This window comes from Pelosinus sp. UFO1 (assembly GCF_000725345.1).
GTDB lineage: Bacteria > Bacillota > Negativicutes > DSM-13327 > DSM-13327 > Pelosinus.
Map to the genome: position 1 here is coordinate 1,547,483 of NZ_CP008852.1, position 13,336 is coordinate 1,560,818.

Below are 13,336 nucleotides of genomic sequence, written 5' to 3' on the forward strand. Positions count from 1 at the left end.
ATAGTATTAAAGGTGGAATTGATTATCATGAGTTGGAAACAATTTTTACAAATTCAAGATACTAAAAACGACGCAGATTTTTTCTCTAAATGGTTAGTGGTAGAATTAGCACCGACTATTTACGGTGAGAAACCAAGTACTTTACTCAATTTAATGGATTCACCCCAATTTTTAATGAAAACATTATGGCTTACATATGGACAGGGATTGTTGGCTAACAGTAATATGGAGTGGATCGTGCTAAAAGAGGACGCAGCAAGTATGAAAGTACTTTTCTATCGGGTGGATTTATTAAATGCCTATGTAAATGATGATAATAACCGCCGTTTCTTAGCAGGGTTTGGTTATCATGCCGCTATGAACTTAGAGGAGTTGTTGGAACATTTTAAAGAACGTTTTCAGGGAGTTTGTCCTCATGAAATGGGTATTCTATTAGGGATTCCTCTTAAAGATGTCATGGGATTTATGGGACTCGGAGGAGAATGCCATACTTGTCATGGTATGTGGAAGGTTTATGGTGATCCAGCATCTTCACTCTCTATGATGCAACGGATGGAGGAAGCAAAAAGTAAGGTGGCAGATTGGATGATGAAAGGATATGCAGTGAAAGAGGTTTTATATGGATCCTGTACAATGACTGCTTAAAAGTACAAGAGGTACATAAAGTGTATGCTTTACTACTATTTCAAGTGCTGTTTAGCCGTACTATTTTGCTACGGCAATAAGATTGGAATCATTATTATGTGTGACTTTTTTGGATATGCTATACCTTCATCTAAAACAATTGGTGAAAAAGCAGCTTTTTTGCATGAAAATCTGCTTTTTTTCTTTACATTATATAAAGAATGCAGTTATAATTTGAGAGTAGAAAAAATAGCCATATTCTTTGTAATAAATGAGGTTTATATTTAATAATGATAATGATGTGTGAAAAAAAATCAGCGATGAAGGCTGGTTTTTTATTGGTTTCTTTTTTATTTGTGCTACTGTTAGTGCATTTTGTAGGAATTAGTCGCCTGACGCCTGAATCCATTCGGAATATAGTACTATCTTTCGGGTGGTGGGGTCCTGTTGTCTATGTGGTAATGTATACAATTAGGCCCTTACTTCTATTTCCTGCTATTCTTCTTACCTTAGCAGGTGGTTTGGCCTTTGGCCCTTGGTGGGGAACTTTCTATGTTGTCTTAGGCGGCGTTATGGGCGCTTGTTTGTGTTTTACTATAGCCCGTTTATTGGGACGTGATAAAATGCAAAAATACATAGGAAAATTTTCGCAACTTCAATTATTTGAAAGTCAAATTGCACAGAACGGCTTTCGTACTATGTTAATCATGCGAATTGTACCTATTTTCCCGTATGATCCCGTAAGCTATTTAGCCGGATTATCTAAGATTCGCTTTTGGGATTATACAGCGGCAACTGCTCTTGGCATGATTCCTGGAGCATTTGCGTATAATGTATTAGGTTATTCCCTGACAGATGTTTTTTCCTCAACCTTTTTATTAGCACTGTTATTTGTCGTAGTTGTTATGTGCACGCCGCTATTATATCATTTTGTAAAACAAAGAAGAGTTTAGTAATATAATAAATAGACCTTGCCTTATTGAGGCAAGGTCTTATTTTACGGAACCAAGAAAGTATAACACTTCCTTGGTTCCAAGTAAGAACGACTAAGGCTTTTGCCTGCGTCCGAGGACTTGGCACAAGCCAAGTCTTTTCTTATTTGCTCTTATTCCAAAATTGAAGATGTTTGACGCGAAGTTCCTCTCTTGTTAACTCTGCAGGCCATAACTCAGAAGTTGGGCTTTGCCGCATAGCCGCAGCTAGATGAGGATAGATTTCGGGGTTTGACTTCTCCAAGGATGCAATCATATCTTTTGCTTCTTGGCGTTTTGTAAGGCCGTTTAAAGGACATGGGCTTGGAATAGGAGTAAAGCCGTGAATTTTAGGAGTCTCTTTTAGCTCGTACTCACGAAAATACAGTAAGGGACGAATGACCGTAAGGTTTTTCCGATCTAAATAAGTGGTTGGCATAAAGGTTTTAATTTGTCCAGAATAAAGTAGACCCATTAAGAAAGTCTCTACGGCATCATCATGGTGGTGAGCATAGGCTACTTTGTTAAAACCATTTTCAACCGCAAAGTTATTTATGGTACCACGGCGAAAAAAAGCACAGGTAAAACAGGGATCTTTACCATCATTGTTTTTAATGATTCCAGCAATATCTGTTTTTTGTGTGTAGAAGGGTACATCGAGATCGGCGCAAAAATCTGAGATGGGTTTCGGATCAAAATCATCGGTAAACAAAGGGTCGATGGTTAAAGCTGCGATTTCAAAAGGCTTCGCTGAACGCTGGCGAAGTATGGAAAGAGCATAGGTCAAAAATGTACTATCTTTACCACCTGATAAGCCGATTAATATTTTATCACCTGCTGCTATCATATCAAATTCAGTAATAGCGCGACAAAGCCGAGAAAAGTAATGCTCCGGCAAATTTTTCTTCATTTAGCATCTCCTATTATTGGATTATAAATTTAATAAGAATAAGTAAATCTTCTGTAATAATAATGGATTTTTGTAATATAGTCTAGTCTTTCGAGAGGAGAATTGTAACGGGAGAAACGATTGCGATAGAAAGTAAGATGACTATGAAGGGATTGATAAACTTTTACCACAATGCTGAGGTATAAAAATGTACCTATTAACCCATTGAAAATCAGTAGAAAGAGACTATAATTAAATTAACAGACAATTCGATTATGAATAAATATATAACTAAGTTACCACATTCATTGTGGCAATGGGGTGATTAATTTATGGAACGCATTTTAGCAATCATTCGTATATTGCTAAATAGAAATCAGGCAATTACCGTAGATGAGATTGCGGGCATGCTTACTGTGTCGAATAAGACAATTCGAAATGATTTAAGTAAAGTGGAAGACCATATTAAAAATACAGGTTTGTTACTGGTAAAAAAGACTGGTTCGGGTATTCTGCTACAGGGGTCTGAAGAACAAAAGGTAAGTCTAAGCAGCAAAATTGAAAATAGTAGAGGTGCGGATCAGCCTTTCTCTCCAAAGGCTAGAAAGTATTCCATACTAAAACGGTTATTGATGGCAGATAATCAAATTCGTATGCAGGATTTAGCAGATGAACTCTATGTTAGTAAGGTTACGATTCACAAGGATTTAGTTGATGTAGAAGAGTGGCTGAATGGTTTTGAATTGAACTTATTGAGTAAAACAAATTATGGTATAGAAGTAATTGGTGAAGAAGAAAATTGGCGTAAGGCAGTGGTTAGCCTAATTGCCTACCATCGAGAACAAGATGAACTCAAAGAAATGTTATATGAACATTACGGAGGCAGAATTGATTATAAAACATTACGAAAGTTAAAAGAATTAATCAATATCGATTTCCGCCAGCTAGAAAGAATCTTAACACAGGCGGAAGAAAAATTAGCATTTCACTTCTCCGATGAAGCTTATGTTAGCTTGGTCATTCACGTAGCCATTGCCATAAAAAGATTAGAGCATAAAAAAGATATTTGTTTGGCGAATCGTACTTTATTGCATTTACAGTCAAAAGATGAATACCAAGTCGCTAAAGATATAGGAGAAAGTATTGAAGCATCTTTTCAAGTTACCTTACCAGAACCTGAAATAGGCTATATCTTACTGCATATTCTTGGGGCGAAAATGCAACAAAATCCTATAGAAGAGGTTCATCTGAAATTAGATGAAGATAATAATCTAGCTCTTGTTATCGCTAGGGAAATCATTACTATCGCCCAAGGTGTTTTAAATGTAGATTTTACCAATGATAAACAATTACTGACTGGTCTGTTGCTGCATTTACGCCCGACAATTAATCGTTTGAAATATGGACTAACTTTGAAAAATCCCATACTACATGAAATAAAAGAAAATTATCCAGAGGTATATGGTGCTGCCTGGATGACAAGTATTGTATTTGAAAAATACGTTGGTTGTCGGGTGAACGAAGAAGAAATTGGTTATATTGCACTACATATTGGGGCGGCAATGGAAAGAAGCAAAAAAACTTTCAAAGCATTAGTTGTCTGCACAAGTGGTATTGGAACATCTCAACTATTGGCTGCCCGTTTAGGGCGATGCTTTCGGGATATTGAAATCAAGAATATACTTTCCGTAGCAGACATTCAAGAAGATATAACACATGACGTAGATTTTATTATTTCCACTGTGCCCCTTTCCAGAGGAACAGTCAATCGCCCCGTTATTCATATAAGCCCTTTATTGGTGCAGAAAGATATTAGAAAGCTGGAAACCTTTATTAATGAGTTTAATACAAGAGAAATAAACTATAATGGAGGGATTTTAATGTTGATAAACGAGGATCTGATCAATTTGGATATTGAGGCGACAGATAAAGCAGACGTTATTCGCCAGATGGCATTATTAGCTGAAAAGGCTGGAAAAATCAGCTCTTTGGATGAGTTTATTCAGGATGTATTGGAAAGAGAAAACAACTTTTCAACGGGGGTGGGAAACGGGATAGCAATACCCCATGGGAAATCAAAAGCGGTGAAGGAGGCGATGTTTGTTTTCGGTAAAATTAGGCAGGGGATCGATTGGGGATCACATGATGGTAGCTTAGTTAATTTAATTTTTTTACTAGGTGTGCCTGCTGAAAATCTTAATAATGTCCATTTGAAGATATTGTCACAATTGTCAATGAAACTTATGGACGAGGACTTTATAGAAATTTTAAATAATGCAGACACCAAGCAAGGAATATTAGAAGCACTAAGTATTATTCAGGTGGAGTAAAGGAGTAAAACGAATAGGGGGAGAATGTAATGAGTGAAGAGCTGAAAAACATAAGACAGTATCTAATGACAGGCGTATCTTATATGATTCCTATTGTTGTAATCGGTGGTGTGCTTATTGCCTTATCGATTGCTCTAAGCGGTGTGGAAGCTGGTAAAGGTGCAGTTGTTACCAATCCCGTATTTAAAAACATGCTTGATATTGGTGTTGCGGCTTTTTCTATGATGGTACCTGTATTAGCTGGTTTCATTGCTTACGGTATTGCTGATCGCCCAGGGATTGCCCCAGGACTTGTTGGTGGTGTATTAGCAGCCAATTTGAAAGCTGGTTTTCTTGGTGGTATTGTAGCAGGTTTTATTGCAGGTTATGTTGCTAGATGGATAAAATGTTGGCAAGTTCCTTTAAGTTTAAAACCCATTATGCCTATATTCGTAATTCCTTTATTGTCTGCTTTGGTCGTAGGTGGATTAATGATTTATGTGGTTGGTACTCCCATTGCTGGATTGATGGAAGCAATGACATCTGGTCTTAAAGCTATGGGGCAAGGGAATGCGGTATTGCTATCATTAGTTATGGGAGCTATGATTGCCTTTGATATGGGGGGGCCTGTAAATAAGGTAGCCTTCTTATTTGGTGCAGCCATGATTGGTGAAGGTGTTTATACTGTAATGGGACCTGTAGCTGTAGCGATTTGTATTCCGCCTCTTGGAATGGGTGTTGCAACGTTATTGGCGCCTAAGAAATATAGTGAACTGGAAAGAGAGGCTGGTTATGGTGCTCTGGCTATGGGGATGATAGGAATTACAGAAGGAGCTATTCCTTTTGCAGCAGGGGATCCAATTCGGGTAATACCTTCTATCGTAGTTGGTTCAGCAATTGGTGCGGCTGTTGCTGCTATGTTTGGTGTAGGTGATCATGCACCTCATGGTGGGCCAATTGTATTGCCAGTTGTAGATAACCCTATCATGTTTATTGTGGCCATATTAATAGGCGTAGGAGTTACCGCATTTATGGTAAATATGCTGAAGAAACCAGTTACTGAAGAATTAGATTCAGACAGTACAGGAATAGGTGTATAATTTCCATATCAAATCAGGTAAATGAGGTGGCATTATGAAAATTGTTGCAGTAACTGCATGCCCAGTAGGAATTGCTCATACCTATATGGCAGCAGCCGCATTACAAAAAGCGGCAGTCAATCTCGGTCATACTATGAAAGTGGAAACACAAGGATCCATTGGAATTGAAAATAAGATTACACAAAAAGAAGTAGACGAAGCTGATTTGGTTATACTAGCAGCTGATGTTGCCGTAAAAGAGGAAATGCGTTTCAAAAATAAGTTTATATACAAAACGGAATCGCAAAAGGCCATCAAAAATCCTAAAGGATTGATAACAGAGGCATTAGTTCAATTTAATGAAAAATGATAAGTTAACTTAAAGCTGACTAGATGCAGAGAGAGTTTTTAAACTTAATCTGTATCTAGTCATTTAGATACCATGGAAACAGGCTAGTATGCAGGTGCAACTGGTTTGTTTTTTTCTTTTTATAGAAATTTTTTAAAATACTATTCAGATACAAGTAAATAGGGTAGAATATAAGATGAAAATTTTGCAGATTTATAAGTAATAGCGACGGAGGACTTTATATGACAGAAACTTCTAAACCTACTTATGTTATCGGGCATCGCAACCCCGATACGGATTCCATATGTTCAGCAATTGGTTATGCTCATTTTCAACAGGTTAGAGGGGAAAATGCGATAGCTGCTAGGGCTGGAAAACTTAATAGTGAGACCAAGTTTGTTCTGGAAACCTTAGGCTTTGATAAGCCTCAACTTGTTACAGATTTATATCCAAGGGTTAAAGATATTATGCAAACAGAAGTAATAACAGCTGGCCCTGCAGATACATTACGTGATTTGGGCCGCATTATGAGACAATATAATGTGAAATCGGTACCTGTTGTGGATGAAAAGCGGATTATGGCGGGTGTTGTAACAGTAGGTGACTTGGCTAATCTATATTTTGATGAATTGCAGATGCAGGATTTGAGTCAAGCAGGTGTAGATTTTGTCGGAGTAGTAAAAGCACTTGAAGGTGTCTTAGTTTACGGAGAAAACTTGGAGCGTAAAGTGGCAGGTAGAGTACATATTGCCGCAGGGAGCCATAAGCTTATACAAAAGTTTGTTAGTGAAAATGATATCGTATTAGTTGGTGATCGTAAGAATGCCCAACTGACTTCTCTAGATTGTGGTATCTCTTGTTTGATTGTTACAGGGAATGTGGAAGTAGACAAAGAAGTTATAGAGAAGGCAATGGAACGGGGGATTATAGTCATCACGTGTCCTCACGATACCTATACATCTGCTCGTCTAATTAATCAGAGCATCCCATTGAGCATGGTTATGCGCAAGCAAGTCATTAGTTTTAAGCCTACGGATTTAGTGACGGACATAAAAAAAATCGTTGCGGATACGAATTATCGGGTGTATCCAGTAGTGGAAAATGGGAAGTTAGTAGGGGCCATTCATCGTGATAAACTTATTGTGCAAGAACGTACAAAAATCATTCTTGTCGATCACAATGAAAGAGGTCAAGCGGTAGAGGGAATTGAGGAAGCGCAAATTATAGAAATTATTGACCATCATCGCTTGGGCGGTTTGCAGACCAGTGAGCCCATTTTTATCCGCCATGAGCCTGTGGGCTGTACCGCTACTATTGTTTCAAATATGTATTGGCACCGTAACATAACGATACCTAAAGATATTGCAGGATTGTTATTGGCTGCCATTTTATCAGATACTGTACTATTCAAATCGCCTACTTGCACAGAGAAAGACCGTAGGACTGCGGCACGGCTTGCTGAAATTGCTGAACTAGATCTTCAGGAATTTGGGATGAGTATATTAAAAGCTGGGGCTAGTATAAAAGGAATGACTACAGCTGATATTATTGCCAATGATATAAAAGAATTTCAAATTGGTGATTATCGTATGACAGTAGGACAAATCTCCGTAATGGATGCGGGCGAGGTACTGTCAATTAAAGAAAAATTGCAGCAAGATATGGAGATAATACGGCAAAAAGAAAATTACGATATGGTTTTATTAATGGTCACTGATATTTTAGAGGAAGGTACCCACTTAGTTTATGTTGGTCAACCCGCTAGTTTATTAACCGAAGCTTTTGGTAATGATGGGGCGGATGGTGTTCTTCATCTTCCAGGGGTAATGTCTCGGAAAAAACAAATCATTCCTCCTATGTCAGAGGCTGCAAGGGTTTAGTAAAAGGATAAATAGATTATAATGCGGTCAATTATCGCATTATAATCTATTTTTTATGAGATCTGACAGGAAATAGAGTATTTTTAGCGAATAAGATAAAGTTATCAAAAGTTCAACGTTAATGTTACTACGGAGGGTTATATGCAGAATATTATAGACGGATTGAATCCTATGCAAAGAGAAGCAGTTGCTCATACAAATGGACCATTGCTCATTATGGCTGGTGCAGGTTCAGGGAAAACAAAAGTATTAACTTGTCGCATTGCTTATCTTTTGGAGCAAGGAGTGGCACCTTATAATATTTTAGCCATTACCTTTACTAATAAAGCGGCGGCAGAAATGAAAGAGCGGGTGCATGCCATTGTAGGGGAACAGTCTAAAGATATTTGGCTTAGTACCTTTCATGCCTTTTGTGCTAAATTTCTTCGTATGGAAATTAGTGGTATGGCCGGTTATAAAAGTAATTTTGTAATTTATGATACATCTGATACCCAGTCTTTGGTTAAAAGTTGCTTAAAGCAGTTAAACCTAGATGACAAGCAATTTCAGCCAAGTAGTGTTTTATCTACGATTTCTAATGCCAAAAATGCCCTGCAGGATGAGAGAGAATTTACTACAGTGGCTAGTAATTTTCATGAACAAAAAATAGCGGAGATTTATCAGTTATATCAGCAAAAATTGCGTACCAATAATGCCCTAGATTTTGATGATCTACTCATGTTATCTGTACGCTTGTTACAAAGTAACGAAGAAGTGCTAGCCAAATATCAACGTAAATTTCATTATATTATGATTGATGAGTACCAAGATACCAATAGAGCTCAATATCTTTTAGCACGTATGCTAGCAGACAAGCATCGCAATCTTTGTGTCGTAGGTGATGCGGATCAGAGTATCTATGGCTGGCGGGGAGCTGACATTCGGAATATTTTAGATTTTGAAAAAGATTATCCTGAAACCAAAATTATCAAATTGGAACAAAACTATCGTTCGACACAAGTAATTCTTGATGCAGCCAATGCCGTAATTGAACATAATAGTTCGCGCCGCCCCAAGGAATTATGGACGCAAAACCCAGAAGGCGATCTTATTACTCATTATTTGGCACATCATGAACGAGATGAAGCCCAATTTATTGCGGATACGATTACCAAACTCAATACGGTACACCGTACATCCTACGGAGATATTGCGGTATTATATCGTACTAATACTCAGTCTCGTGCCATTGAAGAAGCTTTTATGCAGAGTGGGATCCCCTATGTAATTGTGGGCGGGTTAAAGTTCTATGATCGGAAAGAAATCAAAGATATCTTGGCCTACTTGCGTGTTATTTTTAACCCAGCAGACAGTGTAAGCTTACTGCGAATTATTAACGTTCCCCGCCGTGGTCTTGGCGATACTACCATCGGCCGCTTGACGGCTTATGCGGCAGAACATAATATGACCTTGTTTGATGTAGTTAGCAATCCGGATTTAGTTCCTGGCCTTACTGCTAGATCCAAGGGACCTCTAGAATTTTTGGCAGAACTGATCTTTAACTTAATGTCACAGGTGCAGTCTTTGTCTGTTGTTGAACTAGTAAATAAAGTTATGCATGATTCTGGTTATGTTGAGGAATTACAGAAAAGCACGGATCCCCAAGATGAAAATCGCTTAGACAACTTAAAAGAATTTTTAAGTGTCGCTAAGGATTTTGCTAAAGGGGATGGAGAAGAAACCTTAGAAAAGTTTTTAGAGCAGGTAGCCTTGGTTGCTGATATTGATAATGCAGAAATAACAGAAGCACGTCTTACCTTGATGACCTTACACTCAGCAAAAGGGTTGGAGTTTCCCGTTGTCTTTATGGCAGGAATGGAAGAAGGATTATTCCCCCATTCACGTACCCTAATGAATGAGGAAGAAATAGAAGAGGAACGACGTATTTGTTATGTGGGAATTACTAGAGCCCGCCGTAAGCTATATATGACCAATGCACGTATGCGAACCATTTATGGCAGGACACAAATGTTTCCGCTATCTAGATTTATGAGTGAAATACCTACTGCTATGATAGAGAAATATTCAGGAAGGCAAAATCAATATGGTCTTGCCAATAGCAGTAACCGCGTAGCAGTTACTCCAGCAACTTCTTCCGTTGTCCAAAGCCCTCTAAGGGGTCCTATGCCAACAATGGTTTCACCGAAGAGACAGGCGCAAGGGCAAGGTGGTGCGTGGAAGGTAGCTGATAAGGCTCAGCACACAAAATGGGGCGTAGGTACTGTTATTGATGTGAAAGAAAGTGGCGATAGTCAGGAACTTAAAATTGCTTTTCCAGGACTCGGTATCAAAGTCGTTGTAGCAAATATGGCTCCGATAACAAAGGTATAGCACCAAGAGGATATAATTCATAAAAGGTTGCTTTTTATGACAATATAAGAAAGCTGCAGTGTATTTGCTGCAGCTTTCCTGATTCTAATTAAGGAGTGTACAGGTGATGGAAAACCAGAGAGAAGATATACAACAAATAAAAGATAAAATTGCTACACTACGTAAACAACTACAATACCATACCTACCGTTACTATGTTCTTGATAATCCTGAAATAGAGGATAGACAATTTGATTTATTAATGCGCCAACTCATCGATATCGAGACAGCCTACCCAAGCTTAATTACCGCTGACTCACCTACCCAGCGAGTTGGTGGTATCGTTGCCGGTGGTTTTCAAAGCGTAACTCATTTGACGCCTATGCGCAGTTTGGGGAATGCTTTTTCTCGAGAAGAATTAATCGCTTTTCACAATAGAGTGCAAAGTGGTCTCGGGATAGAAGAGAAAGTAGAATATATCGTAGAACTTAAGATGGATGGACTAGCAATTAATTTAACTTATGAACAGGGACATTTAATAAGCGGCGTCACTAGGGGAAATGGCAGCCAAGGGGAAGATGTAACGAGTAATATTCGTACGATAAAATCTGTGCCCTTAGTTTTGCATGCTGATAATACTGCTATTCCGCCCCTGCTTGAAGTGCGTGGCGAAGTATATATGCCTAAAAAAGAATTCGAACGATTGAACAGAGAAAGGGAAGAAGCTGGTGAAGCATTATTAGCAAATCCTCGTAATGCAGCAGCAGGTTCCTTGCGGCAACTAGATCCTAAAATAACAGCAGATCGAGCCTTAGATATTTTTGTATATGGTATTGGCGTATATACTGGTGTGGAACTGACTACACATGGTCAAATGTTAGAGTATCTAAAGAAACTAGGGCTGAAAATCAATTCTCAATACAAAATATTCGAAACGATAGAAGACGTCATTGATTACTGTACTAATTTTGCCGAAAAACGTTATGAACTTCCTTATGATATTGATGGTATGGTAATCAAAGTCAATAATTTAGCAAATCAGCAGGCATTAGGCTATACTGCCAAAGATCCAAGATGGGCCATTGCCTATAAATTCCCTGCGGAGCAGGCCATTACAGTCGTGGAGGATATTTTTGTGGGACTTGGTCGGACAGGAGTTCTTACCCCAACAGCAATCTTGAAACCTGTCAGAGTAGCTGGCTCTACCATTAGTCGCGCGACCCTACATAACTTAGACTATATAGAAGAAAAAGATATTCGTATTGGAGATACCGTTATCATTCATAAGGCAGGCGAGGTCATTCCCAAAGTTCTCTCCGTAGTGTTAGAAAAACGTACAGGTAATGAAGTTCCTTTTGTCATGCCAGAAATATGTCCTGAATGCGGAGGGCAAGTAGTGCGCCAAGAAGGAGAAGCGGCTCATAAATGTATTAATGCGCATTGCCCGGCTCTTTTTCGAGAAGGCTTAGTTCATTTTGTCTCTCGTGATGCCATGAACATTGATGGTTTAGGTCCGGCAGTGCTGAATGCCTTGGTAGATACAAACTTAGTTAAAGATGTAGCAGATTTGTATCAGCTCAAACTAGAACAAGTATTGACAGTGCCTCGCATGGCGCAAAAATCAGTAGAAAATTTATTAACTGCCATTGAAGTCAGCAAACAAGCAGGTTTAGCAAGATTGTTGTTTGCTCTAGGCATTCGTCATGTGGGTGTAAAAGCTGCCGGTATTGTCGCCCGGCACTTTGGAGATCTAGAGGACGTAAAAAAAGCGTCTGTTGAAGAGCTGCTACAGCTTGATGAAATTGGTACCAAAATTGCAGAGAGCATTGTAGCTTATTTTGCAGAGGAAGACAATATAGAACTGATTAAAAGGCTCCGCACTGCAGGAGTGAAAACCACAGAAGAAAAACAAATCATTGAAGAAAATCAACTTTTTGTCGGTAAAACTTTTGTCCTCACAGGAACTCTAGAGAAAATGAGTCGTAACCAGGCCGCTGATATGATTCAAAAACTCGGTGGTAAAGTATCAGGCTCCGTTAGTAAAAAAACCAGCTACGTAGTAGCCGGCGCAGAAGCAGGCAGCAAATTGGAGAAAGCCCAACAGTTGGGCGTGGAAGTTCTTGATGAAGAACAGTTTATGAAAATGGCGGAGAAATAAAAGAGGAAGTGCTAAGAACAACTTGCTACGTTCTTGCACTTCCTTTTTTGAGATTATTTTCAGAGGATAATGGGTAATTCTATTTAAATTGGTATGGACAGGGCTCGATAAGCCTCGCCTCCATCAATTAAATCCAGAGATGTCTATGAAGCCACGAATTTTGTGGCTTTTTTGCTTTGTGTGAATTTGGAGGGGTTCGTGTGCGAGGCAATGTAAAAAATAGCGGTACTGAATGATGTAACAAAGAAAAATAAAACCCTGGAAAACCAGGGTTTTATAAATGAGAGAGGGTTACCAGTCTTTTTCATCAGTACATGTGTCATCGTCCCTCTTATCGTTGCAGAAAATGTTAATAACGCAGTGGCCATCATTTTTCTTGCTATCGCTGTCCTCATGTTTTAGGTGGTCATTGCAGAAAATGTTGATGATGCAGTGACCATCATTTTTTTTGTCGTCGTCCATCCAATCATGTTTTTTATCGTTGCAGAAAATATTGATGATGCACTTGTTCTTCTTCTTCTTCTTGTCATCCCAATCATTAGTCTGGCATCCTCTAGTATCTTCGTTCATAAAAAAACCTCCTTTATCTTTTGATTTATTCTATGTAACATAACAGCATGGCGTTACAAAAACATTAAACCAATGGTCCACCACAATTTTTCTTTATTAGGTGTTCTTTAGCTAACGTATCACCTTACGTTACTTTGATGAATATTATGTATTAATCA

General features: G+C 38.6%; 10 protein-coding genes. 8 read left to right on the forward strand and 2 right to left on the reverse strand.

Going from position 1 to position 13,336, the window contains the following annotated elements:
* The first annotated feature begins 27 nt into the window (after positions 1 to 27).
* Positions 28 to 645: a DUF3793 family protein gene (locus UFO1_RS06975; RefSeq protein WP_038669599.1), complete on the forward strand. Its 618-nt coding sequence runs from the start codon at positions 28 to 30 to the stop codon at positions 643 to 645.
* 269 nt (positions 646 to 914) lie between these two features.
* Positions 915 to 1,577, forward strand: a complete 663-nt coding sequence (locus UFO1_RS06985; RefSeq protein ID WP_038669605.1) for a TVP38/TMEM64 family protein — start codon at positions 915 to 917, stop codon at positions 1,575 to 1,577.
* A 142-nt stretch (positions 1,578 to 1,719) separates the two neighbouring features.
* On the opposite strand, the gene UFO1_RS06990 is transcribed toward UFO1_RS06985, so the two are convergent.
* Positions 1,720 to 2,505 (reverse strand): ATP-binding protein, encoded by a 786-nt coding sequence (locus tag UFO1_RS06990; protein ID WP_038669608.1) that lies wholly within the window; start codon positions 2,503 to 2,505, stop codon positions 1,720 to 1,722.
* 311 nt (positions 2,506 to 2,816) lie between these two features.
* Here UFO1_RS06990 and UFO1_RS06995 point away from each other — a divergent pair, with 311 nt between their 5' ends.
* From UFO1_RS06995 to ligA, 6 genes are all read left to right on the forward strand, one after another.
* On the forward strand, positions 2,817 to 4,814 hold the full coding sequence (locus UFO1_RS06995) for a transcription antiterminator (RefSeq protein WP_038669611.1): 1,998 nt from the start codon (positions 2,817 to 2,819) through the stop codon (positions 4,812 to 4,814).
* Between the two features lie 29 nt (positions 4,815 to 4,843).
* The gene (locus tag UFO1_RS07000; protein WP_038669614.1) at positions 4,844 to 5,893 is read left to right on the forward strand and encodes a PTS fructose transporter subunit IIC; all 1,050 of its coding nucleotides are present in this window, start codon (positions 4,844 to 4,846) and stop codon (positions 5,891 to 5,893) included.
* A 34-nt stretch (positions 5,894 to 5,927) separates the two neighbouring features.
* A complete protein-coding gene (locus tag UFO1_RS07005) occupies positions 5,928 to 6,242 on the forward strand; it encodes a PTS fructose transporter subunit IIB (RefSeq protein ID WP_038669616.1) in 315 nt (104 codons plus the stop codon).
* A 221-nt stretch (positions 6,243 to 6,463) separates the two neighbouring features.
* Complete coding sequence (locus UFO1_RS07010; protein WP_038669618.1) at positions 6,464 to 8,101, forward strand: putative manganese-dependent inorganic diphosphatase; 1,638 nt, start codon at positions 6,464 to 6,466, stop codon at positions 8,099 to 8,101.
* A gap of 141 nt (positions 8,102 to 8,242) precedes the next feature.
* Positions 8,243 to 10,471 carry a DNA helicase PcrA gene (pcrA, locus tag UFO1_RS07015; RefSeq protein WP_038669620.1) on the forward strand — a complete coding sequence of 743 codons (2,229 nt, stop codon included), beginning with the start codon at positions 8,243 to 8,245 and terminating at the stop codon, positions 10,469 to 10,471.
* Between the two features lie 106 nt (positions 10,472 to 10,577).
* Entirely contained in the window at positions 10,578 to 12,608 is a 2,031-nt protein-coding gene (gene ligA / locus UFO1_RS07020) for an NAD-dependent DNA ligase LigA (RefSeq protein ID WP_038669623.1), read from the forward strand.
* A gap of 291 nt (positions 12,609 to 12,899) precedes the next feature.
* Here the strand turns inward: ligA and UFO1_RS07025 are convergent, their stop codons facing one another.
* On the reverse strand, positions 12,900 to 13,178 hold the full coding sequence (locus UFO1_RS07025; RefSeq protein WP_038669625.1) for a hypothetical protein: 279 nt from the start codon (positions 13,176 to 13,178) through the stop codon (positions 12,900 to 12,902).
* Between the last annotated feature and the right edge of the window lie 158 nt (positions 13,179 to 13,336).

What these genes read in the sequence shown, in the direction of transcription:
- UFO1_RS06975 (WP_038669599.1), top strand. Translation starts at nt 28, where the DNA reads ATGAGTTGGAAACAATTTTTACAAATTCAAGATACTAAAAACGACGCA.
- UFO1_RS06985 (WP_038669605.1), top strand. Translation starts at nt 915, where the DNA reads ATGATAATGATGTGTGAAAAAAAATCAGCGATGAAGGCTGGTTTTTTA.
- UFO1_RS06990 (WP_038669608.1), bottom strand. Translation starts at nt 2,505, where the DNA reads ATGAAGAAAAATTTGCCGGAGCATTACTTTTCTCGGCTTTGTCGCGCT.
- UFO1_RS06995 (WP_038669611.1), top strand. Translation starts at nt 2,817, where the DNA reads ATGGAACGCATTTTAGCAATCATTCGTATATTGCTAAATAGAAATCAG.
- UFO1_RS07000 (WP_038669614.1), top strand. Translation starts at nt 4,844, where the DNA reads ATGAGTGAAGAGCTGAAAAACATAAGACAGTATCTAATGACAGGCGTA.
- UFO1_RS07005 (WP_038669616.1), top strand. Translation starts at nt 5,928, where the DNA reads ATGAAAATTGTTGCAGTAACTGCATGCCCAGTAGGAATTGCTCATACC.
- UFO1_RS07010 (WP_038669618.1), top strand. Translation starts at nt 6,464, where the DNA reads ATGACAGAAACTTCTAAACCTACTTATGTTATCGGGCATCGCAACCCC.
- pcrA (WP_038669620.1), top strand. Translation starts at nt 8,243, where the DNA reads ATGCAGAATATTATAGACGGATTGAATCCTATGCAAAGAGAAGCAGTT.
- ligA (WP_038669623.1), top strand. Translation starts at nt 10,578, where the DNA reads ATGGAAAACCAGAGAGAAGATATACAACAAATAAAAGATAAAATTGCT.
- UFO1_RS07025 (WP_038669625.1), bottom strand. Translation starts at nt 13,178, where the DNA reads ATGAACGAAGATACTAGAGGATGCCAGACTAATGATTGGGATGACAAG.